The organism is Maricaulis sp. D1M11, assembly GCF_047308265.1.
In the GTDB taxonomy this organism is placed as follows: domain Bacteria; phylum Pseudomonadota; class Alphaproteobacteria; order Caulobacterales; family Maricaulaceae; genus Maricaulis.
The window spans coordinates 409,808-433,955 of sequence record NZ_JBKQWY010000003.1; the positions used below are offsets into that span (position 1 = coordinate 409,808).

At 59.7% G+C, this 24,148-nt stretch carries 23 protein-coding genes; 11 read left to right on the forward strand and 12 right to left on the reverse strand.

What is annotated here, in order from left to right; genetic code table 11:
- Positions 1-44 precede the first annotated feature (44 nt).
- The 4 genes from RMQ97_RS08265 to RMQ97_RS08280 all read right to left on the reverse strand — a co-directional run bounded on the left by RMQ97_RS08265 (position 45) and on the right by RMQ97_RS08280 (position 2,822).
- Entirely contained in the window at positions 45-497 is a 453-nt protein-coding gene (locus tag RMQ97_RS08265) for an I78 family peptidase inhibitor (protein WP_413660385.1), read from the reverse strand.
- A 29-nt stretch (positions 498-526) separates the two neighbouring features.
- Positions 527-826: an I78 family peptidase inhibitor gene (locus RMQ97_RS08270; RefSeq protein WP_413660386.1), complete on the reverse strand. Its 300-nt coding sequence runs from the start codon at positions 824-826 to the stop codon at positions 527-529.
- A gap of 1 nt (position 827) precedes the next feature.
- A complete protein-coding gene (locus RMQ97_RS08275; protein ID WP_413660387.1) occupies positions 828-1,280 on the reverse strand; it encodes a DNA polymerase III subunit chi in 453 nt (150 codons plus the stop codon).
- Between the two features lie 63 nt (positions 1,281-1,343).
- Positions 1,344-2,822, reverse strand: coding sequence for a leucyl aminopeptidase (locus RMQ97_RS08280; RefSeq protein ID WP_413660388.1), 1,479 nt, complete (start codon positions 2,820-2,822; stop codon positions 1,344-1,346).
- 121 nt (positions 2,823-2,943) lie between these two features.
- Between RMQ97_RS08280 and RMQ97_RS08285 the strand changes: the two genes are divergently transcribed.
- The 6 genes from RMQ97_RS08285 (at position 2,944) to rsmA (ending at position 10,669) form a co-directional block, all read left to right on the forward strand.
- Positions 2,944-4,086, forward strand: coding sequence for an LptF/LptG family permease (locus tag RMQ97_RS08285; RefSeq protein ID WP_413660389.1), 1,143 nt, complete (start codon positions 2,944-2,946; stop codon positions 4,084-4,086).
- On the forward strand, positions 4,083-5,180 hold the full coding sequence (locus tag RMQ97_RS08290) for an LptF/LptG family permease (RefSeq protein WP_413660390.1): 1,098 nt from the start codon (positions 4,083-4,085) through the stop codon (positions 5,178-5,180). The genes RMQ97_RS08285 and RMQ97_RS08290 overlap by 4 nt, the downstream gene beginning before the upstream one ends.
- Before the next feature lie 81 nt (positions 5,181-5,261).
- Entirely contained in the window at positions 5,262-7,451 is a 2,190-nt protein-coding gene (locus RMQ97_RS08295) for an LPS-assembly protein LptD (protein ID WP_413660391.1), read from the forward strand.
- A gap of 68 nt (positions 7,452-7,519) precedes the next feature.
- Positions 7,520-8,803 carry a peptidylprolyl isomerase gene (locus tag RMQ97_RS08300; RefSeq protein WP_413660392.1) on the forward strand — a complete coding sequence of 428 codons (1,284 nt, stop codon included), beginning with the start codon at positions 7,520-7,522 and terminating at the stop codon, positions 8,801-8,803.
- Positions 8,800-9,825, forward strand: coding sequence for a 4-hydroxythreonine-4-phosphate dehydrogenase PdxA (gene pdxA, locus RMQ97_RS08305; RefSeq protein ID WP_413660393.1), 1,026 nt, complete (start codon positions 8,800-8,802; stop codon positions 9,823-9,825). Before RMQ97_RS08300 ends, pdxA begins: the two co-directional genes overlap by 4 nt.
- Complete coding sequence (gene rsmA, locus RMQ97_RS08310) at positions 9,815-10,669, forward strand: 16S rRNA (adenine(1518)-N(6)/adenine(1519)-N(6))-dimethyltransferase RsmA (RefSeq protein WP_413660394.1); 855 nt, start codon at positions 9,815-9,817, stop codon at positions 10,667-10,669. The genes pdxA and rsmA overlap by 11 nt, the downstream gene beginning before the upstream one ends.
- On the opposite strand, the gene gmk is transcribed toward rsmA, so the two are convergent.
- The 7 genes from gmk to fabD form a co-directional block, all read right to left on the reverse strand.
- Complete coding sequence (gene gmk / locus RMQ97_RS08315) at positions 10,670-11,323, reverse strand: guanylate kinase (protein ID WP_413660395.1); 654 nt, start codon at positions 11,321-11,323, stop codon at positions 10,670-10,672.
- Positions 11,313-12,197, reverse strand: a complete 885-nt coding sequence (locus tag RMQ97_RS08320; RefSeq protein ID WP_413660396.1) for a YicC/YloC family endoribonuclease — start codon at positions 12,195-12,197, stop codon at positions 11,313-11,315. The genes gmk and RMQ97_RS08320 overlap by 11 nt, the downstream gene beginning before the upstream one ends.
- Before the next feature lie 3 nt (positions 12,198-12,200).
- A complete protein-coding gene (mltG, locus tag RMQ97_RS08325) occupies positions 12,201-13,247 on the reverse strand; it encodes an endolytic transglycosylase MltG (RefSeq protein ID WP_413660397.1) in 1,047 nt (348 codons plus the stop codon).
- 18 nt (positions 13,248-13,265) lie between these two features.
- A complete protein-coding gene (fabF, locus tag RMQ97_RS08330) occupies positions 13,266-14,549 on the reverse strand; it encodes a beta-ketoacyl-ACP synthase II (RefSeq protein ID WP_413660398.1) in 1,284 nt (427 codons plus the stop codon).
- A 9-nt stretch (positions 14,550-14,558) separates the two neighbouring features.
- The gene (locus RMQ97_RS08335; protein ID WP_413660399.1) at positions 14,559-14,795 is read right to left on the reverse strand and encodes an acyl carrier protein; all 237 of its coding nucleotides are present in this window, start codon (positions 14,793-14,795) and stop codon (positions 14,559-14,561) included.
- A 161-nt stretch (positions 14,796-14,956) separates the two neighbouring features.
- Positions 14,957-15,694: a 3-oxoacyl-[acyl-carrier-protein] reductase gene (fabG, locus tag RMQ97_RS08340; RefSeq protein WP_413660400.1), complete on the reverse strand. Its 738-nt coding sequence runs from the start codon at positions 15,692-15,694 to the stop codon at positions 14,957-14,959.
- 90 nt (positions 15,695-15,784) lie between these two features.
- Positions 15,785-16,738: an ACP S-malonyltransferase gene (gene fabD, locus RMQ97_RS08345; RefSeq protein WP_413660401.1), complete on the reverse strand. Its 954-nt coding sequence runs from the start codon at positions 16,736-16,738 to the stop codon at positions 15,785-15,787.
- Positions 16,739-16,981: 243 nt separating this feature from the next.
- Between fabD and rpsF the strand changes: the two genes are divergently transcribed.
- From rpsF to rplI, 3 genes are read left to right on the forward strand one after another with little or no spacing between them, the layout of a single operon-like run.
- A complete protein-coding gene (gene rpsF, locus RMQ97_RS08350; protein WP_413660402.1) occupies positions 16,982-17,338 on the forward strand; it encodes a 30S ribosomal protein S6 in 357 nt (118 codons plus the stop codon).
- Positions 17,339-17,352: 14 nt separating this feature from the next.
- Positions 17,353-17,607, forward strand: a complete 255-nt coding sequence (rpsR, locus tag RMQ97_RS08355; protein ID WP_413660403.1) for a 30S ribosomal protein S18 — start codon at positions 17,353-17,355, stop codon at positions 17,605-17,607.
- Between the two features lie 17 nt (positions 17,608-17,624).
- On the forward strand, positions 17,625-18,251 hold the full coding sequence (gene rplI / locus RMQ97_RS08360) for a 50S ribosomal protein L9 (RefSeq protein WP_413660404.1): 627 nt from the start codon (positions 17,625-17,627) through the stop codon (positions 18,249-18,251).
- A 124-nt stretch (positions 18,252-18,375) separates the two neighbouring features.
- Here the strand turns inward: rplI and RMQ97_RS08365 are convergent, their stop codons facing one another.
- Entirely contained in the window at positions 18,376-20,988 is a 2,613-nt protein-coding gene (locus tag RMQ97_RS08365) for a TonB-dependent receptor (protein ID WP_413660405.1), read from the reverse strand.
- A 559-nt stretch (positions 20,989-21,547) separates the two neighbouring features.
- On the opposite strand from RMQ97_RS08365, the gene RMQ97_RS08370 reads away from it, so the two are divergent.
- Positions 21,548-23,050 (forward strand): replicative DNA helicase, encoded by a 1,503-nt coding sequence (locus tag RMQ97_RS08370; RefSeq protein ID WP_413660447.1) that lies wholly within the window; start codon positions 21,548-21,550, stop codon positions 23,048-23,050.
- Positions 23,031-24,116 carry an alanine racemase gene (alr, locus tag RMQ97_RS08375; RefSeq protein ID WP_413660406.1) on the forward strand — a complete coding sequence of 362 codons (1,086 nt, stop codon included), beginning with the start codon at positions 23,031-23,033 and terminating at the stop codon, positions 24,114-24,116. Before RMQ97_RS08370 ends, alr begins: the two co-directional genes overlap by 20 nt.
- Positions 24,117-24,148 lie beyond the last annotated feature (32 nt).

Here is a 24,148-nt window from a genome sequence, read left to right on the forward strand (position 1 = left end):
GCAAGACAAGACCCGAGCAAACCAAAGCCGGTCCGGCTTTGAGCCTAGCCGCAGGTGATCTGGGTGACGATGTCGGAGGCATCCACATGCACATTCATGCGCTCGGGCCGGTAATCCATCGTAGCAACGGAATTGGGGCCCAATACGCGCAGAAGGGCGGGCAGATCGGCCCGGTTCACCGAGGTGCGCGCCTGGCCAACATAATGCTGCACCGCTTCCATGCCACAGGTTCCGGTGATGGGCGGCGTGACCTCGCCCCCGTCCAGCTCCTCGACATCGCTCATCGGCGGCAGATCGGACACGGGCGCACGCACCGGCGTCTCGGTGGGCGTGGCAAAACAGCCCGACAGGACCGCGGCCATCGTCACGACACTCAGACACAAAGCTCCATGGCGCAGAGCCCCATAGCGCAGGCCCATTTGACGACGAGCCGGGCGAACAGCGAGACGCGCCCCCGGACGGGGCAGAGATGAGGTCGAGACAAGTGACAAGCGCATGAAACTACTCCAACCAGTACACGGCGGATTTAACCACACCAAAGGCGCACAATTGTGTCAGTGTGATCAAGATCGATATTCAACCGGCCGATGCGGTAATCCCGGGTCACGGCGTCTCCCGGACGGATCACGCGGACATATTCGGCCAGCGTCTCGGTCGACACCTCGTTAATGCTCTGACCGAGGAGGAAATCGCGGTCTGAGGCGCCGCAATCCGTATTGAGCTCCGGCGGTATCCCCGGCTGATCCCGATCATCCAGCGAGGGATAACCGACACAGGCTGTCAGGGCGAAAAGCGGCAAAGCGATAATCAGGGCGCGCAATGTCATGTCAGGCCTTCTTTTCCCAGCGTCCAGTCTCGGACTGTTTCCAGTAGGAAATCGTATGCCCCGCCGCCGCGGATGTCTTCCACAATCCCCGCGCGGCCTGAATGGCCTGCTCATCGTGACCATCGAACAACAATAGGGTTCGGGTGAAGGCGTCGGGATCAGTGGGTAATTCACCATCCAGGAGGAAGAGGCATTCAGCCCCGTTCACCGGCTCCTGCACACTGGACAGGAGAATGGGCTGACGTTCAGCATGGGCCTCGCTGGCGAGGCCATGCGGCAGGAAGCTCTCGGCGCGCTCGGTCCACAGCGCCATATCCAGTTGTTTGAGGCGATCTTCATCCGGCGAGACGACCAGGGCTTTCCAGCCCCGCGCCCGGGTCTTTTCCAGCAAATCAGGTAGGACAGAATCGGGCGAGGCCTGTTCGAGATGATAGAACCAGATTTCCGCCGCCATATCCCGGGCCTTTCCTGACACGTCCGGGGCGGCCCTGATGCCGCCCCGACGCTTCTTTTGACCTTAGGCCTCGTGATTATCGCGCACGAAACGGTCCAGGATGCGCACACCCCAGCCCGTGCCCCAGCTCGGCTGGCGCGGATCATCCTTCATGCCGCCCATCGCCGTACCGGCAATATCGATGTGGCACCACGGCTTGTCATTGACGAAACATTTGAGGAATTCCGCGGCCGAGATCGAACCGGCCAGGCGTCCCTCACCCACATTCTTGATGTCGGCATTCTTGGTTTCGATGTGTTTTTCATAGTCCGCACCGAGCGGCATGCGCCAGACCGGTTCATCGGCCGCATTGCCGGCGGCGAACAGGGCATCGGCGATCTCGTCGCTATTGGTGAAGATACCCGCACGCGTATTGCCCAGGGCGATCAGCATGGCGCCGGTCAGGGTCGCCAGATCGATGATGAGTTTCGGATCGAAACGCTGCTGGCCGTACCACAGCACGTCCGAGAGCACGAGGCGTCCTTCCGCATCGGTATTGTGGATCTCGACCGTGGTGCCGGACATTGTAGTGACAATATCGCCCGGACGCTGGGCCGCCGCATCGGGCATATTCTCGACCAGGCCCACCATGCCGATGGCATTGACCTTCGCCTTGCGACCGGCAAGCGCGCGCATCAGGCCGACAACAGCCGCGGAGCCGCCCATATCGCCCTTCATCTCATCCATGCCTGCACCCGGCTTGAGAGAGATGCCACCACTATCGAACGTCAGGCCCTTGCCGACAAACAGGAGCGGTTTTTCACCCTCTTCGCCGCCATTCCACTTCATGATGGCGATCTTGCTTTCAAAAGCCGAACCCTGGCCGACACCTAGGAGGGCGCCCATGCCCAGTTCATCCATCTGCTTTTCGTCGAGCACCTCGATTTCAAGACCGTACGCGCTGAGTTCCTCGATCTTTTCCGCGTAACTCTCCGGATAGAGAATATTCGGCGGCAGATTGGTCACGTCACGCGCCAGGTCCACACCCGCTGCGATGGCCGACCAGCCGGACCAGGCCTCCTGCGCCGCGTCGATATCGTCGACGGCAATGGCTGTGATTGCCAAGGACGGTTTTTGCTCATCCTTCAGCTTGGTGCGGAACTGATCAAAGCGATAGCTCGCCAGACGTGCGCCCAGAGCCGCGCGCGCAGCCGTTTCACCGGTGGCCCAGCCATCGAGACGCAAGGTCACCTCGGTCTCACCGGTCAGAAGCAACTTGCCGATCACGGCAGCGGCGGATTTCTCGACGACTGAATCGGAGAGTTTTTCCTTGTCCCCGAGGCCGAACAGGACGAGGCGCGGCGCATCGACACCAGCCGGTGCAAGCAATTCGAGCACCTGACCCGGCTTGCCGTCAAAACGGGCGGCGTCCAGGGCGCGGGCGATCGCGCCGCCGGAGGCTGAATTGGCGGCTTCTGCCGCATCAGACAGGGTCTTGTCGGCAAACACCGGCACAGCCAGAGCCCCGCGGGCTTGGTCGGCAGCAAGGAATTCAATCTTCATATCATCACCTGTGTCTTGAAACGGGCGAGGCCTGTGATCAGCTCGCAATTGACGCGTCTTGGCAGTGGTATCCGATCCGAAGGTGGGATAGAAGGCTGATCACACAGCATCTTACTGGCCCATGTCACTCATCCAACGGTATTTCTTCAGACAATTGCTTTTGCCCTTCGTGATCGCCATGCTGGCGTTCGCGGCGCTGGCCTTGTTGACGCAAAGTCTGTCAAACATCGACCTGATCTCGGGCTATAGCGAAACTGCGCTTACATTTCTGAAGGTTACGGTACTCGCCCTGCCCCATTTGTCCGCGCTTTTGCTACCAATTGCCCTCTTCGTGGCGGCGCTTGCCGGTCTGAATCGACTGAGTGGTGACAGCGAATTGATCGTCGGCCAGGCGGCCGGGATGAGTCGCTGGAAGCTCATCGATCCGCTGGTACGCCTGGGCATGATGGTGATGATTCTCAATCTGGCGGTGAACCTGTTCATCCAGCCCTTATCCTACCGGGAAATGCGGCGCAGCCTGTATGATCTGCGTTCGGATGTGGCGTCTAGCCTAGTCTCGCCGGGACAGTTTTCGCGGCTTGGGCCAGGCGTGACCATTTATGCCCGCGAACGCACGCGTGACGGGCGTTTGCTGGACATCCTCATCCACGACAACCGGGATGAAAGCCGTGCCGCCACGATCACCGCACGCGAAAGCCGAATAACACGGGTGGAAACCCGCCCGACCATGACGCTGATCGACGGGAACCAGCACTGGTTTGAGGAAAACGGCTCCCTCAACTATATCACCTTCGATCAAACCCAGTTTGACCTTGGCGAGTTCATTGGCCCGGTTGACGCGATGTTTTTCAAGGAAAGTGACCGTTTCCTGCATGAGCTGATCTGGCCGGATGCCGCAACACTCTCGAGGGGTCGCGGACCGGAACGCCCGCTCGCCGAAGCGCATTATCGCCTCTCGGCGCCGCTTTACAATCTGGCCTTTGTGCTGATCGCCGGCGCTGTGTTTCTCGGTGGTAATCACTCCCGCATGGGTCAGGGACGCCGCATCATGATGGCTGCCGGACTGGGACTGACCCTGCGCTTGCTGGGCTTTGCTGTGCAATCGGCCAGTGCGGATGATCCAAGTGTCAATATCGCTCAATACGTCGTGCCGCTGGCAGGCTGTGTGGGCGCGATTGCCGTCATTTACTGGCCGCGTCGCAAACGTCCGCTCACGGCATCCACATCATCCCGCGCCGCTCACCCGGCGGAGGCCTCCGCATGACACGCAGCCTGCTCAATCGCTATATGCTCATCCAGACCCTGATGGGCCTGGGTGTGGCCCTGTTGGTTGTTGGCACAGTGATCGTACTGGTCGATTTTGTCGAACAGTCCCGCGCCGTGGGCACTCGGGCGGAGGTCGGCATTTTCGACCTCCTGACCCTGACCCTGCTCAAGGCCCCGGCCCTGTTGGAAACTACCTTGCCATTTGTTTTCCTGTTCGGAATGTTGACGGCCTTGTTTCGGCTGAACCGGCGCAGTGAACTGGTCGTCATGCGCGCCTCCGGCGTTTCCGCCTGGCGTATCTTGAACGCCCCAATTTTCTTGGCCATCACGGCCGGTATCGCCAGTGCCACCCTGCTCAACCCTCTGGGGGCCCAGCTGAACGTCCAGTACGAGCAAATGCGCGACCGGTTCATGAACGTCCAGTTCGATCCCGATGCGGAAGACCCGGTCTGGCTGCGCGAAACCACTTCGAGCGGTTTTATTGTGGTCGCCGCGGACGCGTTGGACGATGATAACCAGATCCTGATTTCTCCAGCCTTTCTCATTTATTCCATTGATTCGGGACGGGTTCCGCGTCTGGAACGCCGGATCGATGCGGAACAGGCTCAGTTGATGGACGGCTATTGGGACATTACCGGAGCCGAGGAGAATACCTCAGGCGGCGTTTACGCCAATCTGGGCGATGTCAGCATGACCACGTCCGTGGGGCGCCAGGCCCTATTCGAGCGCTCGCGCTCTCCCAATGGCGTGGCGTTCTGGGAGTTGCCGGAGTTGATCCAGTCCGCCGAGAACGCCGGTCTGGCGTCACAGAGCTATGAATTGCGTTGGCACGGCCTTCTGGCGACACCGCTGACCTTCCTGGCAGCCACATTGATCGCCGCTGCAGCAACCTTGCGCCTGCAACGCCTGGGCGGCGCGGCCGCCTTGGCCATCGCGGGAGGCGCCGCCGGGTTTATTATGTTTTTCCTGCAGGAATTGCTCGTCTCCATGGGCACGTCCGGCACGATCACACCCGCCGCAGCGGCTTGGTCTGCGCCCGCGCTGACCAGTTTGCTCGCACTCAGCTACATTGCATCCACAGAAGACGGATGATGGCGTGGACGCCAGCCTCTGCATCCGCTAGTGATGGCGCATGGCTGGGGTCGGGCCAGATACATCACAGGGGGTGACGCAATGGCGTCGCGTAAATTCTCGTTTGCCACTGCACTCATCAGTTCACTGGTTCTCGGGGGCACTATGCCCGCCCTGGCCCAGGACGGTGTCGATCCGGATGAACGTCCGGTCTATCTTGAAGCGGATACGGTCAATGATTTGACCGGTGGCGAAGGCTATCTCGCACGCGGCAATGTGCGCGTGCGCCAAGGGGATCGTACGCTGTTCGCCGACGAGCTGGTGTATCGTCCCGCCGAAAGCCAGATCATTGCCCGGGGCAATGTGATTCTCTTCGGCCAGGGTGAACACGCCCAGCATGCCGACGAAATGGTGTTCGACACAGCTCTCAATACCGGCCTCGCGCTGGGCTTCGCCGCAATGCTGGAGAATCAAGGCCGTGTGGCAGCCGCCACAGCTGTGCGCCGCGCTGACGGTTCACTGCAGGCCAATGATGCCTACTACACGGCCTGCCCGATGTGTGAGACGGGTGATGGTGAACCCACCTGGCGGATCCGTGCGAGTGAAGTCGTGCGCGATGTCAACAATCAGATGGTGTATTACAAGGACGCCCAGATCGAGATGATGGGTGTGCCGGTCTTTTATGCGCCGGCCTTCTCACACGCTGATCCGTCCTCCGAGCGCCGCTCCGGCCTTCTTTTCCCGGGTTTCGGCGTCTCCTCGCGTCTGGGGGTCTCCTATCAGCAACCCTATTACTGGGCGATTTCGCCGTCGCAGGACCTCATTATCGCGCCGCGTGTCATGAGTAATGTGAACCCCTTGCTGTACGGCGAGTATCGCAAACGCTTCTGGTCTGGCCAGCTGGAGTTTGAAGGCAGCTATACCAATGAGCGCGACATTGACGGCGATGGCAACAAATTCGGCGAGAACCATAACCGCTGGCATATTTTCGGCGGCGGACGGTTTAACATCACTGATGATTGGCGCTGGGGCTTTACCGTGCAGGGGGCATCGGATGAGCTCAACCTGCGTCGCTATGACTTTTCCGAACAGGACAAGGACCGCGGCGCCCCGCTGACCACCACCAATCGCCGCCTGATTAACCAGCTCTATGTCGAAAATCGCGGCGAACGTCAGTACGCCCTGCTGGCGGGTGCGACGTATCAATCCCTGCTATCCCAGCGGGATGACGCGGCAATTCCTGATGTCGCGCCGATGTTCGAGTTTCAGCGCAATCTAATCGAAGACCGTAACTGGGGCCGTGTGACCTTCAGCACCAGCAGCGCCAATTTACGCCGATCTTCCGGACAGGATTACACACGCGCGTCTGCCGGGCTGGACTGGCGGACCCGCTATGTCTCATCCACCGGGCTGGTTGTCGAACCCTATGCACTCGTACGGCATGATTCCTACTGGTTCGACGATGTTAGACAGTCTGACGGCACATTGATCGACACGGACGCAACGCGGAGCGTGGGGCTGGCCGGAGCCGAGTTCAGCTATCCGCTTTACCGTCCGGGCGAGACAGTCGACTGGATCCTGGAACCCGTCGTGTCCGCCGTCATATCCTCCGAAGATGAAAACAGTGCCGAGATCCTGAACGAAGACAGTCTTTCGGTTGACCTGGATGAGAGCATTATCTTTGCCCCCATTCGATCGCCGGGGCACGATATCTGGGAAGAAGGTCAGCGTCTTGCCTGGGGGCTTCGTGCCACCGCACAATGGGGGTCAGCCAACGCTGCCCGCGTTTTTGTCGGTCAAAGCCACCGTCTCGACGGAGACGCAGTCTTCAGCGAATCCAGCGGCCTCTTTGAAGACAATTCCGACTATGTCGTGGCCGGGTCTCTGTCCCTTGACCAGTTCAGGCTCAATATCCAGACGCGGCTCAACGAGGAAGATTTCGATCTCGACCGGATCAGCGTCGCCACCTCCTACACAAGCGACGCCTTCTATGGATCCCTTCGCTACACGGATGTAAGTGATGATTCGCTTCCCGGCGAGGAGGATCGAGAATTGCAGGCCGCCTTTGGCGTGCGCCTCACCGAGCACTGGGATTTTATCGGCGACATCCGCCAGGATCTCGATGCCGACGAAACACGCCTCTCGAATATCGGTTTTGGGTATGAGGATGACTGCACCCAGCTGCAGATTCTCTACCAGCGCGAAGCGAACCTTATTGCGGGTCTGGGGGATTCTGAATCCATCCAGGTGCGTATCGCACTGTTCACGCTGGGTAGTTTGTCAGAAGATTAGTGTACATTGTGCCTCGATTGCGCGATGACCGTGCCTGTCATGTACCGCTTGGAACTGGATCCTCGCTGATGAAACGCGTTCTACTTGCCATTGTGGCGTCCCTGTCTGTCCTGTCCTTCACCCCAGCCGCGCTTGCCCAGCAAGACACCTCGCCGGCTCCGCAAGGTCAAATTGAAGGCATCGCCGCCACCGTCAATGACGAACCGATCACCACGCTCGACGTGCGCAATCGTATGCGACTGATTGTGGCCTCATCTGGTATCCAGCCCGACCCGCAATCCCTGCCCCGAATCTATGACCAGGCTCTGTCCGGTCTCATCGATGAAAGTCTGCAGCTGCAGGCCGCATCGGAATACGAGATCGAAGTGACGGACGAAGAGGTCAATGACTCCATTCGCGACCTCGCCAGTCGATCCAACACCACCGTGGACGCCATCACGAACGATCTGCGCGCTTCAGGGGTCGATGTGTCGACCTTGCGCCGTCAGCTGGAAGCCGAGATTGCGTGGCAAATCCTGGTCAATGGTCGTTATGGCAGCCGAATTCGCGTCTCGGATCAGCAGATCACCCAATCGCTCGAACGTCTTGTCGCCTCGGCGTCTCAGCCGCAATACCGCATCTTCGAAATTCTTGTCGAAATCCCTTCCGCTCAGGCAGAAGACCAAGCCGTTCAACGGGTTCTGACAATTCTTCAACAGCTTCAGAGCGGTGCCAGCTTCCCGGATCTTGCACGTCAGTTTTCGGATGCCCCCTCAGCCCGGACCGGTGGTGATATTGGCTGGATTGTCGCGTCCCAGCTGCCACAGGAAGTGTCCAACATCATGCCGCAGCTTGTCGGCGCGTTTGAAGCCAATGGGGGGCGTGGTGCGTTGTCCAACCCGGTCCGCGTGCCCGGCGGCTTCATGGTCGTTGCCCTCATCGGCGTGCGTGACGGCACGACCACACTGCAATACGAGCTGACCCAGGTCACAATCCCGGCAGCGAGTGTGGAGGACAATACCCGCGCGCAATTCGAACGCGCCCTGGCTGAGAGCCCGACCTGCGAGGCGGCTCAAGCCCTGGCAGATGAGTTTGATGGCGCGTTTGTCAGCCAGCTGGGCACCATCACCACGGACGCCCTGTTGCCGCAAATCCGCCAGGCACTGAATCCGCTGGATACCGGTGATAATACAGGCGTTCTGGATACCGCAGCGGGTCTTCAAACACTGCTGGTCTGCAATCGCGAAATCACCGGACCGGGTGTGCCGAGCCGCGATGATATCGCCGGCCAGATCCGCGGACAGCAATTATCGCTACAGGCCCGCCGCTGGCTGCGCGATCTGCGCCGTGACTCCACCATCGATATCCGGTGACACGCCCCTCTCGGCCCCTTGCGCTCAGCCTGGGTGATCCGGCGGGCATTGGTCCAGAGATTGCCCTGAAGGCCTGGCGCGCATTGTGTTCAGACGGTCCCGTCTTTGCGCTGATCGGTGACCACCCGATACTCCACGATCAGGCCGCACGACTGGGCCTGCCCGCCCCCCAAAGGATCGCACACCTGAGCGAGGCCAACGCGGTATTTGGATCGGCCCTGCCTGTATTGCCGCTCGACGACATCACCGTGCCGGCCGTCCAGCCCGGAACCCCGTCTCCCGACCAGGCCCCGCTGATCTGCGCCAGCATTGAACGTGGCGTCGCCCTTGCCCTGTCCGGCGAAGCCGCGGGACTGGTGACCTGTCCGATCGCCAAAAGCGTGCTCTACGAAGCCGGTTTCCGCTTTCCCGGGCATACCGAGTATCTGGCGGACCTCACCCGTCACGCACCCGTGAGCGGCCCACGCGGCCCTGTCATGATGCTGGCCAATGCCCATCTGCGTGTCGTGCTGACCTCAATCCATGTGTCGCTATGCGATGCCCTGGCAGCCATGACAGCGGAACGTGTGATCGAACTGGCGCGCCTGACCCACAACGCCTTGCAGCAGGACTTTGGTATCGCGCATCCACGTCTTGCGCTGGCGGGCCTCAACCCGCATGCCGGCGAAGACGGGGCGCTGGGACGCGAGGAGATCGAAATCCTCAACCCCGCCGCTGAACGCCTCCGGACAGAGGGGATAGACATCTCTGATGCCCGCCCGCCTGACACCTTGTTCCATGCCGATGCCCGTCAAGGCTATGATGTTGTCTTGTGCCAGTATCATGATCAGGGTCTGATCCCTGTAAAGACCCTCGACTTCCATGGCGGGGTGAATATAACCCTCGGCCTGCCCATTATTCGAACATCGCCGGACCATGGCACAGCGTTTGACCGGGCCGGTCAGTTGACCGCCCGTCCCGACAGCCTGATCGCCGCCCTGCGCCAAGCCGATACTCTTGCCCGCCACCGTTATGACGCCTGATCAACTTCCCCCGCTCCGCGATGTCATTGCCCAGCATGATCTGGGTGCCAAAAAGACATTCGGGCAGCACTTTCTTCTCGACCTGAACCTCACAGCGAAGATTGCGCGCCTGGCCGGAGACATGAGTGACAAGCACGCGATCGAGATCGGTCCCGGCCCGGGCGGTCTGACGCGCGCCATTCTGGCGGAAGGCGCCAGGCATCTCACGCTTGTCGAGAAGGATCCGCGTTTCTTGCCCGCGCTTGCCGAGGTTGGCGCGGCCTATCCCGGTCAGCTCGATATCGTTGAAGGGGATGCGCTGGAGGTGGATGAGACACGTTTCATGCCTGCCGGACAATCCGTCATCCTGTCCAACCTGCCCTATAATGTGGGCACGCATCTGATGATCAAATGGCTGGAGAGCGACCCCATCTGGTGGACACGGGCCGTCTTGATGTTCCAGCGGGAAGTGGCGGACCGGATCGTGGCCCGGGTCGGCGAGAAGGCCTATGGCCGTCTCGCCATCCTCTCCCAGTCGCGCGCCTCGGTTCGGCTGGCGCTGAAAGTGACCGCGCGGGCCTTTACCCCGCCGCCCAAAGTCGAATCGGCCGTGATTGTTGTAGATCCCCTGCCGGCGGATCAACGGTTCGAGGATCTCAAGGCTCTGGAAGCTGTCACGGCTTCTGCATTTGGCCAGAGACGCAAAATCCTGCGCCGCTCCCTGGCACAGGCTGCACACCAAGCCTCCACACCGGTGGACAGCCTCATCGAGGCCGCCGGACTGGATCCGTCTGCACGAGCGGAGACGATTGATATTGAGGGTTTCCAGGCTTTGGCCCGCGCCTGGCGGGCGGCCCGGGGCTAGTTATTCGTCCATCAGGGCCTGGACAAATCCATCCAACCAGGGATGACGCGACCGCTTCCAGCGTTCCGCATGCAGGATCAGATTGAGCTTTTCGAGCGCCCGGGCGAAATCATCATTCACGATCACATAGTCGTACTCCGACCAGTGCTCGATCTCGCTCTTGGCGCGGGCCATGCGGCCATCAATGATCTCGCTGCTATCCTGGCCCCGCTTTTTCAGACGGTCTTCCAGCAGAGCGAGAGAGGGCGGCAGGATGAATACTCGCACGGTGTCTTCAGCCGCCTGTTCGGCGATGGCCTGGGCGCCTTGCCAGTCGATATCGAAGACCACATCCCGGCCTTCCTCGATGGCCTCCATCACAGGCGCCTTGGGTGTGCCGTAATAATGGTCGAACACCTTGGCCCATTCGAAAAACGCACCCTCTTCGACCTGCTGCATGAAGGTGGCTTCGTCGGTGAAATAATAATCGACACCGTGCTGTTCACCGGGACGCGGCTGACGCGTGGTAGTGGAGACAGACAGAACGATATCCGGATTTTGCGCCAGCAGACGTTTGGACAGCGTCGTTTTTCCCGCACCGGACGGGCTGGACAGAGGGATCAGGACGCCGCGGCGTTGGCCTCGGAACAGGGCGGCATGACCATCACTCGACATTCTGAACCTGCTCCCTCATCTGGTCGATGACATTCTTGAGTGCCAGACCGACCGTCGTCAAAGCCGGATCCTGCGACTTTGAGCATAGCGTATTGGCTTCCCGATTGAACTCCTGGGTCAGGAAGTCCAGTTTTCGTCCGACGGGGGAGCCTTGTTGGATTAATTGGCGCGCAGATTGGATGTGTGCTTTGAGTCTGTCCAACTCTTCTTGCACATCCAGCTTTACCGCGAGCGCAGCCGCTTCCGTGGCCAGGCGATCCTCGTCGAGCCCTTTGGGCAAAAGTTCATTGAACTTCTGTTCCAGGCGCAGTTTGAGGGCCTCCGTGCGCGTTACAGCCAAGCAGGAGGCTTCAGTGGTCAGACGTTCAATGTCATCCACCTGACCGCTCAGTATCCCGGACAGGGCTACGCCCTCCTCCAGTCGTGCCTGTTTCAAACGATCCAGCAGTTCTGCGAGGCTCGCGACCAGAGCTGCGTCCAGTTCGGGATCGATCTCGAGGGCATCGCGCTCGGACGACACCAGAACACCTGGCACCGACATGAGCCCATCCAGGCGCGGTGCGGTCACATCACCACTGGCCAGAAGCGGCGCAGCGGAGGCCAGCAGAACCTTGACGGCATTTACATCCACAGAAACGGCAGGGGTCTCGCCATCCTGGCGCAGCGTGAGCGAACACTGCAGATTACCGCGCGCAAAGCGGTGCTTGGCCGCATCGCGAACCGCGCCTTCCAGGCGCTCATATCCGGCGGGCCAGCGGAACCGGGCCTCCAGGCCCTTGCCATTGACGGATCGGCCTTCCCAGACCCAGCGCAAGCTGCCGAATTCGCCTTCGGCCCGGGCAAATCCGGTCATGCCGGACAGATGATCAGTCATGGTCTAGTTCGCTTGTTGTCGACGTTCACGCTCAATACGGCGCCATTCGCGCACATTGCGCAAGTGCTGGGCATAGGTTTCGGCAAAGACATGCCCACCCGTACCGTCTGCCACGAAGAACAGATACTCGGTCTCGGCCGGGTTGAGCACGGCCTCCAGGCTTTCGCGGCCGGGATTAGCGATGGGCGTCGGCGGCAGGCGCGGGATTTGATAAGTATTCCAGGCATTGTTTTCATTATCGATCTCGGACCGGCGCAATCCCCGCCCCAAAGGTTCGCCCTGGCTGATGCCATAGATAATGGTCGGATCGCTTTCCAGACGCATCCCGCGGTCCAGCCGGTTGGTGAACACCCCGGCGACTTCCGCACGCTCGGACCCGACGCCGGTTTCCTTCTCGACAATCGAGGCCAGGATAATGGCTTCAGCACGGGAGGAAATGGGCAGATCGTCCGCACGATTATCCCAGAGCGCGTCCAGAAGGGCCGTCTGATCGGCCTGCATACGGTCCAGCAGCGACTGACGGCTTGTGCCCCGTGTGACCAGATAGGTCTCCGGCAGCAGTGTGCCTTCCGCCGGAACCTCGGCAATCTCGCCCGTCAAAACATCTGACGCTTCGAGCACACGCACAATCATGGCGCTGGTGAGACCTTCCGCGAAGGTGATCGGGTATTGAATGCTCTCGCCCTCGACAAGCAGGTCATGAATAGCCTGCATGGAGGCGTTGGCCGGAATGAGGTATTCGCCCGTCTTGATGGTATCGGGCTCTTCCAGAAGCTCCACAGCGACACGGAACACGCGCGCATCAGTGACAAGCCCCTCTCGCTCGAGCTGGTAGGCAGCTTGTATCAGACCGGTCCCGCGTTCAATCGTGATGATGCTGTCGTCTGACACCGGTCCATCGGACACATACTGAGCCTCCAGCCAGCGGTATCCGGCATATCCGCCGCCCGCAACCGCGAGCGCGCCCACCGCAATCAGGCCCAAAATCCAGAACAGAAGAATCTTCAACCACCCACCCTTTTTGGCGGGGGCCGTGTCGACCTCACTCATCATGTACTCCAGAACGCGTCAGTCTGCGGCGACGAATAGCACGGAGGCATTGGTTCCACCGAATCCAAACGAGTTGGACAAGGCGGCCCGGACCTCTTTTTTCACCGCCTTATGCGGTGCCAGATTGATCGGCGTGTCAACGGAAGGATTGTCCAGGTTGAGTGTCGGGGGGCACATGCCGTCCCGAATCGCCAGAATGGAGAAAATCGCCTCGACCGCCCCGGCCGCCCCCAGGAGGTGACCGATCGAGGATTTCGTCGACGACATCACAAGCCCCTCGGGGACATCGCTGAACAGGCGTTCCACGGCGCGCAGTTCGATCTCGTCGCCCTTGGGTGTGGATGTGCCATGGGCGTTGACGTAATCGATATCAGACGCGGTGAGCCCGCCATCGGCCAGGGCCGCCGACATGGCCCGGTAGCCACCATCGCCATCCTCGGCCGGAGCCGTGATGTGATAGGCGTCACCGGAGAGCCCATATCCCTTGACCTCGGCATAGATTTTCGCGCCGCGGGCCTTGGCACGCTCATAGTCTTCAAGCACGACCACGCCGGCGCCCTCACCCATCACGAAACCATCGCGATCGGTGTCATAAGGCCGGGAGCCTTTCTGCGGCGTCTCGTTAAAGCCGGTCGACAAGGCCTTGCAGGCAACAAAGGACGCAATACCCAGACGACAAACGGCCGCTTCGGCACCTCCCGCCACCATCACATCCGCATCGCCGCGAGCGACCAGGCGGGCCGCATCACCGATGGCGTGAGCGCCGGTGGAGCAGGCCGTCACAACCGAATGATTGGGGCCTTTCAGGCCATGCCGGATCGAAACCTGGCCCGAGGCCAGATTGATCAGCATGGAGGGAATAACAAAGGGAGAGAGGCGGCGGGGCCCCTTCTCGTGCAGATCAATGGAGGCGTTAAACGTGGTCTCCAGCCCCCCAATGCCGGAACCGATCATCACACCGGCGCGATACCGGTCGTCCTCGGTTTCAGCCACCCAGCCGGAATCAGCCAGGGCCTCGTCTGCTGCCGCAATGCCATAGAGGATGAAATCATCCACGCGCCGCCGGTCGCGGGCGCTCATGACGGCATCGGGGTCAAACACCCCGTCATAGCTGTCGCCGCCGTCACCACGGCCATCCAGCCGCGGCACCAGGCCTGCAATCTTGCAGGCCAGGTCCGACGTGTCGAAGTGGTCGATCAGCCCCAGGCCGGACTGACCGTCCAGCAGGCGCTTCCAGACCGTCTCACGACCTGCCCCAAGCGGGGTGACAAGGCCGATACCCGTGACGACGACGCGACGCATGATCCAGTCTTAACCGACCTTCTCGGAGATGAATTTCACGGCGTCGCCGACCGTCTGAATGTGCTCAGCGGCGTCGTCCGGGATTTCAATGTCGAATTCTTCTTCGAACGCCATCACCAGCTCGACATTGTCGAGAGAGTCGGCGCCCAGATCGTCGATGAAGCTGGCGTTTTCAGCAACTTTTTCGGCCTCAACGTCGAGGTGCTCCACCACGATTTTCTTTACGCGTTCGAGAACGTCAGACATTTCGTATCCTCTTATGCAATTGACCGCCCTGAATGTCGGCGGCGCAGGAAGGGACGGGATGCGCCCTTAAACACAATCCCCAAGAATGCGCGGGCAAGTATCATACTTCCCACACCAATACCAGAAGGCAGATCCATGGCACACTCGCCATGATTCGACCATTAGATCATTGCCATACCGCCATTCACATGCAGCGTCTGACCCGTCATATATTGGGCCTCGGCGCTTGCGAGGTAAACCACTGCACCTGCAATGTCAGCGCCGCTGCCCAGATCTCCCGCAGGAATCTTGGAAAGAATAGCAGAACGCTGGTCCTCGGTCAGGACGTCGGTCATCGGCGATGCGATGAAACCGGGAGCCACGCAGTTCACGGTCACACCGCGCGCAGCCACTTCCTGGGCCAAAGATTTCGAGAAGCCGATCATGCCGGCCTTGGATGCACAATAATTCGCCTGACCCGGATTGCCGGTGACACCGACAACCGAGGTGATGCCGACGATGCGGCCCCAACGCGCTTTCATCATGCCGCGCAGGGCGGCACGGGTCAGGCGGAAATAGCTTTCCAGATTGATCTTGATCACCTGGTCCCAATCCTCATCCTTCATCCGCATGAGGAGCTGGTCCTTGGTGATGCCGGCATTGGCGACCAGAATGTCGAGCGAACCCATGGCCTCGGCCGCCTGTTTGGGCAGGGCATCCACAGCATCCGCATCCGACAGATTGCACGGCAGGACATGCGCGCGCTCACCCAGGCTGTCTGCGAGTTCCTGGAGCACGCTTTCGCGCGTTCCCGAAAGAGCGACAGTTGCACCGCGCGCGTGAAGGGCTTCAGCAATGGATTTGCCGATACCGCCGGTTGCACCGGTGACGAGGGCGTTTTTGCCAGTAAGATCGAACATGGTCAGTCCTTTTACAAAGCGAGCCACACCATAGAGCACAGGGCGGGCCAGAATTAAAAGAGTCAGCTGCGTCGTTTACCCGGCGCAGCTTCAGGAATTGCCAGATAGGCTGGCCGCAAAAGTCTCCAGCTCCGTCGCGGAAGACAGGACGACACCCTTGGCGTCCTTGGTGGTGCGCTTGAGCATGGTGGACAGGACCTTGCCCGTTCCAGCCTCGGCAAGTGTCGCAAGGCCTGCCTCTTCGACCATCCACAACACACTCTCCCGCCAGCGAACGCGCCCTGTGACCTGTTCAACCAGCTGACGACGGATGGTTTCAACATCATCGGTCGGACGAGCCGTAACATTGGCCACGACCGGCACCGCAGGCGCTTGTATGTCGGCTTCGGCCAGGGCCTCGGCCATGGCGTCTGCCGCCGGCTGCATCATCGAACAATGGAAGGGGGCAGAGACGGGCAGTTTCATCGCCTTCTTCAGGCCCAGCTCGGAGGCCTTGGCGATCGCGGCATCGATGGCGGCCACGGCACCGGAAATGACAATCTGCCCCGGCGCGTTATCGTTGGCGATCTGACACACACCCGCGTCAAGACCGGCGGTGACGGCCGCTGTCGCCAGCGCCTCGTCAGCCCCCAGAAGAGCGGCCATGGTGCCCTCGCCGACCGGAACGGCTTTCTGCATGGACTGACCGCGCAGTTTCAGCAGTTTGGCCGCATCGCCCAGGCTCAAGGACCCGGCCGCAGCCAGGGCTGAATACTCACCAAGACTGTGACCGGCGACAAAGCTTGCCGCATTGACCTTTACGTCAAACTCGCTCTCGAGAACCCGCATCACGGCCATGCTGGAGGCCATGAGTGCCGGTTGTGCATTCTCTGTCAGGGTAAGCGTTTCCAGCGGACCGTCGGCCATCAGGGCGCTCAGATTCTGACCCAGCGCGGCGTCCACTTCGTCAAATACAGCCTTGGCGACTGCAAATTGAGCGGCCAGCTCCTGGCCCATGCCGACAGCCTGGCTGCCCTGGCCGGGAAAGACAAAGGCGAATTTCATGCGCCATCACTCCAGTCAAAATTCAAACTGATGGCGCAATAACCATCTGTCCGAATACATGCAAGCTTGCTTCTCGCCTTGCATTGCGCGCCAGGATCAGATAAAGGCCGCGCTTCGCTTGGTTGCGGTCCCGCTTTCATCCAAGGTAATCACAGGGTGTGAGATCCAGAAAGAGGGAGCCACCGCCGGTCTGTCCGCCCTTTCGGCAGTCCTGCGCCGCAGCCCGTTTGGAAGGGAGCCATAATGGCACTGTACGAACACATCTTCATCGCACGTCCGGACATCTCTCCGGCCCAGATGGAATCCCTCATCGAAGACGTCAAAACCCTGATCGAAGAACAGGGTGGCAAGACCGGCAAGACCGAATACTGGGGTCTGCGCAATCTCGCCTATCGCATCAACAAGTCGCGCAAGGGTCACTACGGCCTGATCGACATTGATGCCGAAGCCGGCGTCATCCAGGAACTGGACCGTCTCCAGCGTCTGTCCGAGGACGTGATGCGTCACATGACCATCCGCGTCGAGGAACACACCGAAGCCCAGTCCGCTATTCTTTCCAAGAAAGAAGAGCGCCGCGGTCGTCGCCCTGGTGGCCAGTAAGAGGGGATCTCACAATGAGCGCCAATAACATCTCCAACATTCCGGCCCGTCGGCCCTTCATGCGCCGTCGCAAGGTTTGCCCGTTCTCCGGTGAAAACTCCCCGAAGATCGACTACAAGGACCCGAAACTCCTGCTTCGCTACATGTCCGAGCGTGGCAAGATCGTGCCGTCCCGCATCACCGCCGTGTCTGCCAAGAAGCAGCGTGAACTGGCCCGCGCCATCAAGCGCGCCCGCCAGCTGGCTCTGCTGCCTTACGCAGCCAGCTAAGCGAAGGAGCCGACGACATGAAACTGGTTCTTCTTGAACGCGTGGAAAATCTCGGCACGATCGGTGACGTTGTCACCGTGCGCCCGGGTTTCGCCCGCAATTTCCTCCTGCCGCAAGGCAAGGCTCTGCGTGCCACCGACGCCAACCTCGCCCGGTTTGAAGCCGAGCGTGAAGCGCTGGAAGCCCGCAACGCCGAACGCGCTGCAGCCGCTGCTGAAAATGGCACCAAGATTGACGGCGAGAGCTTCGTCCTGATCCGCCAGGCCGGCGAGAGCGGTCAGCTCTACGGTTCTGTCACCTCGCGTGACGTCGCCGAGGCGGTCTCCGAATCCGGCGTTGCTGTGACTCGCGGTCAGGTCGCCATGGATGGCCCGATCAAGACCCTGGGTCTGCATGAACTGCGCATTCGCCTGCACGCCGACGTTTCTGTTCACGTGACCATCAACGTCGCGCGTTCCGAAGAGGAAGCTGAACGCCAGGCCTCCGGTGAAGACGTGATCGCGGCCATGGCCGAAGAAGATCGCGCCATTGCCGATGCCCAGGCCGCCGAGCTGTTTGAAGCCGGTCAGGAGCGTGAAGACGGCGAAGAGGGTGGCGACGCCCCGGCTGCCGACGCTGAGACCGAAACCGACGCCGAGGCCTAAGCCTCCCATCGGTTCTCAAAACAAAAAGAGCGGGCGGATTGTGAAATCCGCCCGCTTTATTATGGCCGGGTGGTGACGGGGAGAACGTATCCGGCCCTCTGCTGGGAAGCTCTCGGAGGGTTGGTTAGAAACTTCCGCGCAGTCCGATGGACACGGACCGGTCCACGGCAAAATAGCCGCGCGGGTGTGTGTCAATTTCCGAATAGTCAAACTCAACGGTGTCCAGCACGTTTGATGCAGCCAGGACGACCGAGAAACGATCATCGATATCGTACGCGATCGACAGATCGAGCCATTCAATGGGCGCCGTCCATTCCACACGGCCACCTTGTCCGCGTTGCAGGGCGACAAACTCACTGCGCCAGGAATATGCAGCGCGCGCCTGAATGCCGTACATCTCGTAAAGAGCGATCACGTTGTAGGCGTGCTCGGACAAACCTTCCAGCGCGAAGGTCTCGCCGGTGGTCTCATCCATACTCTCACTGTCAACATAGGTGTAGTTGAACTGCGCCCCCAGACCCGAGAACGGTCCCGGCAGGAAGTCGTAGAAGTGCTGATAGTTGAACTCAAAGCCCTTAATTGTGGCTTCGGCCAGGTTGCGAGGGCGGGTGACGTCGTAGGTGATGCCGTCAATGACCTCTTGTTCGGAACCGCGAACCACGAAACCGGACACGTCCTTGTAGAAAACCGCGCCGGACACCAGGGAGCCGGGCGCAAAATACCACTCGACAGAGAAGTCCAGGGCATCTGATTCAACCGGTTCGAGATCGGGATTGCCAACTGCAGAACCGGTACCACGACGCGAATTGGTCGAGGCCGGACGTGATCTCAGATCATCGAAATCAGGGCGAGTGAGCGTCTGATAGGCGGCGGCCCGGAGATTGACATCGTCCAACACTTCCCAGTTCACATTAAAACTGGGCAGGAAGTGGGTTTCCTGACGTGTGGAAATTTCCGAGTTGGTGATCGAGGTGAGCTCCTGGAACTCAACCCGCGCGCCGATATTACCGGTCAGTCGTTCGTCTGTCGGTACGAAACCAAAGAAGTCGATAAAATCGACCTGAACGTAAGGCGAGAAGATGTCTTCCTCGATCTTGAAGTAGGAGTTGTCCGAGAAAGCGACATCCCCGGTCTCGACGCCGAACACCTCCCGGATACGGTCCCGGTTCGCCCGCATGAACTGCTGATCGACACCCAGGAAGTCGATGCCGTTGATATTGCCGTCGGCATTGCCATTGAAGAAGTTCGGCAAAGTCGTCGTTGTAATCTCGCCCAATTGATCAATCGTCGGACGAGAGCGCCCTGGGATAGACCGAGCGCGCGAGCCCCAATTGCTCTCTAGCTCTGACGTCGCAAAGCGTGCCCCGAACTGGATCAGCGTGCCGGAATAGTCGAAATAGTATTCACCATCGAGGCGCACATCCAGCTGGTTCCGGTTCCGCTCCGAGATAGTTTCGTTGATCCGGGCCGCCTCATAATTGGTCGGGTCCTCAAAGACACTGCGCTCGTTGAGGAAGTCGACATAGGGGGTGCCAGGCTGGGATACATCGATGAAGACGTCCAGGCTTTCCGAACTAGGTCGGAAGATATAGCGCGTCGTGGCAAAATCCTGGACTTCATCGCTGGTGATGAAAGACATATCGCCTTTGATGGACCAGGACCCGGCAACCCACTCGGCGCCCATAGCCGCCATGAAGGTTTCCGTATCCTTGTCGAAGACCTGTGAATTGACCTCGACCTGCTGGTTCAGGCTGCGGCCAGACAGCAGATCGCCATTGCTTGCAACGGTCACATCCGCCCAACGCGGATCAGACCCTCTCGCCATCGAGTCAAAGGCGTTGTTGTTGCGATCCTCGGAGGTTTCAACGTCCCGGTACTCGATCTCCATATAGAGATTCACATCGTCCTGCGGCGACCAGTCAAAGATCCCGTTGAAGCTGATACGCTCACGGCTCCCCAATGTCGGCGACAAGGTCAACCAGTTCCCGTCGGGCGTGGAGATCAGATCATCCGGATCGTTTGGGAATACGCCATCACCGTCCAGATCAAGCTGGTTGGTACGCGCATCGCGCCAATAGGCCATCTGCAGCCGGTCCCAACGATACTGTCGGTCTTGATACGCAAAATTAGTCAGCCAGCCGAAACGACCGGCATCGGTGTAGACATTGCCGCCCGTCAGTGCGTTCAGACGGGGATAGGCATCCTCGGCAAATTCAGGCTGAACGTAATTGGCGGAAAAGTTGAACTCATAATCATCCAGATCGTCCGGACGCAGGGTGAGGACATTGACGGTACCGGCCAGCCCGCCCGTGATCGTGCTCGCGATGCGCGTCTTCTGGACTTCCAGGGTCTGAACCATCTCGGACGGAAGGTCCTCGAAGTTCACACTGCGAGACCGGTCAGCCGTAAAGGTCTCGCGACCATTGATAGTCGTGATCACCTGCGGCAGTCCACGAACGGAGACGCTGTTGCCCTCCCCGCGATCCCGGGCAATCTGAATACCACTGATCCGCTGCAAAGCTTCTGCAAGGTTGGTGTCAGGAAGCTTACCAATATCCGTCGCAACAATAAGATCTGCCGCGTATGAACTGTCTTGCTTTCTGTCGAGTGCATTTGCCAGACTCCGGCGAATACCAGTGACGACAATGATATCATCTTGCGAAGAATCCTGAACGAACTCACCAGTTTCATCCTGAGAAAATGCCGGCGCGCCCAATACAATTGATAACAGCGCCACACCCGCCAAATATTTTGCCTTAAACAACCTAAGCCCCTTCCATTTGGACAATCCAAGTAATCACGAAGATTACCTGCCCGAAATAACGCCCATAGGAAGGTCCGATCAGGCTTAACGAGAACCTAATCGCGATTTATAAGGAATTACAAAATAACTCCAACCTGTTGTTTTAAAACAATTTGTAGCGGTACCATTTTTTGAAACTCATAGATAATTCACATCAAGTGTTTTAGAAGCACTGATTGAGTCTTATCTCGAAACTCCACTAGTTTTACTTCACAACACTCGATCCATCGGAAATGTCAGCATTGGTTGTACTGATCTCACTTACCCGAAAAAAGGGCCATCGAATCCACTTAACAGGGATCAGCGCGCGGATGATCAGAACATCGTCCTCGATCGACCTCACCGCCCGGAGTACCAAGCCTGTTTTCCACACTTGTCCACACGGTGTGAATTTCGGTGAACAACCGCCCGAGCCCCACATCGGTCTATCGATCCTCTCAGCACAATTGGCTATGATCCGGCGATGGACGATACACCAATCTTTGACCCCGACATGCCCCTGCCCGAGCCATCTGGTTTTGACGGTCCGCCCGAAGCCGCGGGGGAGGATGAGCCGGAACTCCAGACTGCTCCACACAATCTGGAAGCCGAACAGGCCTTTCTCGGAGCTCTGCTCTACGATAACGAGATGTTCCACCGGGTCGCAGACTGGCTGCGTGCAGAACATTTTTATGATCCCGTCCATGGTCGGATTTTCGAGAACGCCACTGATCTGATCGGGCGTGGCTCGCTGGCCGATGCCGTTGTCCTCAAAACCCTGATGCAGGGCGATCAGGGCCTGCAGGACTTGGGCGGTACCGTGTATCTCGCCATGCTGATTGAAACAGCCGCCGAGAATACGGCCGCGCAGGAATATGCGCGCATCATCTATGAACTGGCCTTGCGCCGCGAATTGATCCGGGTCGGCACTGACATGGTCAATGCCGCCCAGGGCGAGAGCGAGGATCCGGCGCGCAAACAGATCGAGTCCGTTGAACAACAACTCTTCTCTCTGGCTGAAGAAGGCTCCAGTTCAAAAGGCTTTGTCTCGTTCAAGGAAGCCCTCGCTGATTCCGTGGAATCCGCGGCGGCTGCGTATGAACGGGATGGTGGGCTGTCGGGCATCTCCTCCGGCCTTCGCGATCTGGACGACAAGCTGGGCGGGCTCCACCCTTCCGACCTCATCATCCTCGCAGGACGTCCCTCGATGGGGAAAACCTCGCTGGCCACGAATATCGCCTTCGATGTCGCCAAGAACTACAAGTTCGAGATCCAGCCCGATGGATCCAAAAAGACGGTGAATGGCGGCGTGGTCGCCTTTTACTCCCTGGAGATGTCCGCCGAGCAGCTCGCGACCCGCCTGATCGCCGACTATACCGGCATCCCCGGCTATATGATCCGCCAGGGTACGATCGATGCGACACAATACGAAGAGATCCGCGATGGCGTGCTGGAAATCCAGGGCTTGCCGCTCTTCATCGACGACACCGGTGGTTTGCCCATTTCCGCTCTGACGGCCCGGGCGCGTCGACTGAAACGCACCCATGGGCTCGACCTTATCGTAGTCGACTATCTGCAACTGGTCACCGGCTCCAAGTCCAAGGGCGCCGAAAGTCGTGTGCAAGAAGTTTCCGAAGTGACCCAGAACCTGAAGGCCCTGGCCAAGGAACTGGAAGTGCCCGTGATCGCCCTCTCCCAGCTGTCGCGTCAGGTAGAGAACCGGGAAGACAAGAAACCCCAGCTGTCGGACCTGCGTGAATCAGGCTCGATCGAGCAGGATGCTGACGTTGTCCTGTTCGTTTACCGGGAAGCATACTACAAGGAACGGGAAAAACCGCGGGAAGACACGCCGGAATACCTCGCTTGGGAAGAGGAATTCAAGCGCATCGAGAAACTCGCGGAAGTCATCATCGGTAAACAGCGTCACGGTGCCATCGGCACAGCGAAGATGGCGTTTGACGGCGCGCGTACGAAATTTAGTGACCTTGACACCCGTTATGAAGAATACGAGCAGTAGGGCCTCGATCGATCCAAGCCCTCGCCTGGTCATTGATCGCTCCAGCCTAGCAGCCAATTACGACACGCTGAACCGGTTGACGGGCTCGTCCGACGTCGCGGGCGTGGTCAAGGCCAACAGTTATGGCCTGGGCGCCGACGCGCTCGCCCCCGTGCTCCATTCTGCCGGCTGCCGCACGTTTTTTGTCGCCAACTGCGCAGAAGGCGAACGTGTGCGAACCAGCCTGGGCCCTGGTCCCGACATTTTCGTTCTCAACGGATTCTGGCCGAGCGAGAGCGAACGTCTGAGCGCGCACACGCTCTGCCCGGTCATCAATTCACCGGACGAACTGGCGGACCTGCGCACCTATGCGCCCGAACTCGGTTTCGCCCTACATTTCGACACGGGCATCAGTCGGCTTGGGTTTTCGACGGGACAGACGTCCGATCTGTTCGCGGATGCGGCGCGCCTGGAAGGATTGTCGCTCAAACTGGTGATGAGCCATCTGGCCTGCGCGGACACCCCCGAGCATCCGCTCAACACGCAACAACTCCACCGCTTCAGACGGATCCGGTCTGTTTTTTCCGGCATCCCGGCCAGCCTGGCGAATTCTGCAGGCATTCTGCTGGGCGAAGATTATCATTTCGATCTGGTGAGACCGGGCATCGGGCTTTATGGCGGTGCACCGAGCGCTGGACCGTTCAGCCCGGTTCTTCCCGTCGCCCGGATCGACGCGCCCATCCTGCAGGTCCGCGAGCTCGAACCCGGTGACACGGTGGGCTATGGCGCAGAGTTCACGGTTGATCGCCCCCTGCGCACTGCGACGGTAAATCTGGGCTATGCCGACGGCGTTTTGCGGGCCTGTCATCGCGCAACGGCCCGAATTCACGGCAAGCCTGCCCCCCTGATCGGCCGGGTTTCGATGGATCTGATCGCCATTGATATCTCTGCCGCGCCGCAGGCCCGGGCCGGAGACAGCGTGTCCTTCCTGGGTGAGGATCTCGACGCGTTCGCCGCCGCGGGTGGCGCGGCCAATTACGAGCTTCTTGTTCGCCTGGGGTCGCGCTTTCAGCGGGTCTATCTCTGACACCGCATTTTCCCTTGCCAGACACATATGTT

What these genes read in the sequence shown, in the direction of transcription:
- RMQ97_RS08265 (WP_413660385.1), bottom strand. Translation starts at nt 497, where the DNA reads ATGCGCTTGTCACTTGTCTCGACCTCATCTCTGCCCCGTCCGGGGGCG.
- RMQ97_RS08270 (WP_413660386.1), bottom strand. Translation starts at nt 826, where the DNA reads ATGACATTGCGCGCCCTGATTATCGCTTTGCCGCTTTTCGCCCTGACA.
- RMQ97_RS08275 (WP_413660387.1), bottom strand. Translation starts at nt 1,280, where the DNA reads ATGGCGGCGGAAATCTGGTTCTATCATCTCGAACAGGCCTCGCCCGAT.
- RMQ97_RS08280 (WP_413660388.1), bottom strand. Translation starts at nt 2,822, where the DNA reads ATGAAGATTGAATTCCTTGCTGCCGACCAAGCCCGCGGGGCTCTGGCT.
- RMQ97_RS08285 (WP_413660389.1), top strand. Translation starts at nt 2,944, where the DNA reads ATGTCACTCATCCAACGGTATTTCTTCAGACAATTGCTTTTGCCCTTC.
- RMQ97_RS08290 (WP_413660390.1), top strand. Translation starts at nt 4,083, where the DNA reads ATGACACGCAGCCTGCTCAATCGCTATATGCTCATCCAGACCCTGATG.
- RMQ97_RS08295 (WP_413660391.1), top strand. Translation starts at nt 5,262, where the DNA reads ATGGCGTCGCGTAAATTCTCGTTTGCCACTGCACTCATCAGTTCACTG.
- RMQ97_RS08300 (WP_413660392.1), top strand. Translation starts at nt 7,520, where the DNA reads ATGAAACGCGTTCTACTTGCCATTGTGGCGTCCCTGTCTGTCCTGTCC.
- rsmA (WP_413660394.1), top strand. Translation starts at nt 9,815, where the DNA reads ATGACGCCTGATCAACTTCCCCCGCTCCGCGATGTCATTGCCCAGCAT.
- gmk (WP_413660395.1), bottom strand. Translation starts at nt 11,323, where the DNA reads ATGTCGAGTGATGGTCATGCCGCCCTGTTCCGAGGCCAACGCCGCGGC.
- RMQ97_RS08320 (WP_413660396.1), bottom strand. Translation starts at nt 12,197, where the DNA reads ATGACTGATCATCTGTCCGGCATGACCGGATTTGCCCGGGCCGAAGGC.
- mltG (WP_413660397.1), bottom strand. Translation starts at nt 13,247, where the DNA reads ATGAGTGAGGTCGACACGGCCCCCGCCAAAAAGGGTGGGTGGTTGAAG.
- fabF (WP_413660398.1), bottom strand. Translation starts at nt 14,549, where the DNA reads ATGCGTCGCGTCGTCGTCACGGGTATCGGCCTTGTCACCCCGCTTGGG.
- RMQ97_RS08335 (WP_413660399.1), bottom strand. Translation starts at nt 14,795, where the DNA reads ATGTCTGACGTTCTCGAACGCGTAAAGAAAATCGTGGTGGAGCACCTC.
- fabG (WP_413660400.1), bottom strand. Translation starts at nt 15,694, where the DNA reads ATGTTCGATCTTACTGGCAAAAACGCCCTCGTCACCGGTGCAACCGGC.
- fabD (WP_413660401.1), bottom strand. Translation starts at nt 16,738, where the DNA reads ATGAAATTCGCCTTTGTCTTTCCCGGCCAGGGCAGCCAGGCTGTCGGC.
- rpsF (WP_413660402.1), top strand. Translation starts at nt 16,982, where the DNA reads ATGGCACTGTACGAACACATCTTCATCGCACGTCCGGACATCTCTCCG.
- rpsR (WP_413660403.1), top strand. Translation starts at nt 17,353, where the DNA reads ATGAGCGCCAATAACATCTCCAACATTCCGGCCCGTCGGCCCTTCATG.
- rplI (WP_413660404.1), top strand. Translation starts at nt 17,625, where the DNA reads ATGAAACTGGTTCTTCTTGAACGCGTGGAAAATCTCGGCACGATCGGT.
- RMQ97_RS08370 (WP_413660447.1), top strand. Translation starts at nt 21,548, where the DNA reads ATGCCCCTGCCCGAGCCATCTGGTTTTGACGGTCCGCCCGAAGCCGCG.
- alr (WP_413660406.1), top strand. Translation starts at nt 23,031, where the DNA reads ATGAAGAATACGAGCAGTAGGGCCTCGATCGATCCAAGCCCTCGCCTG.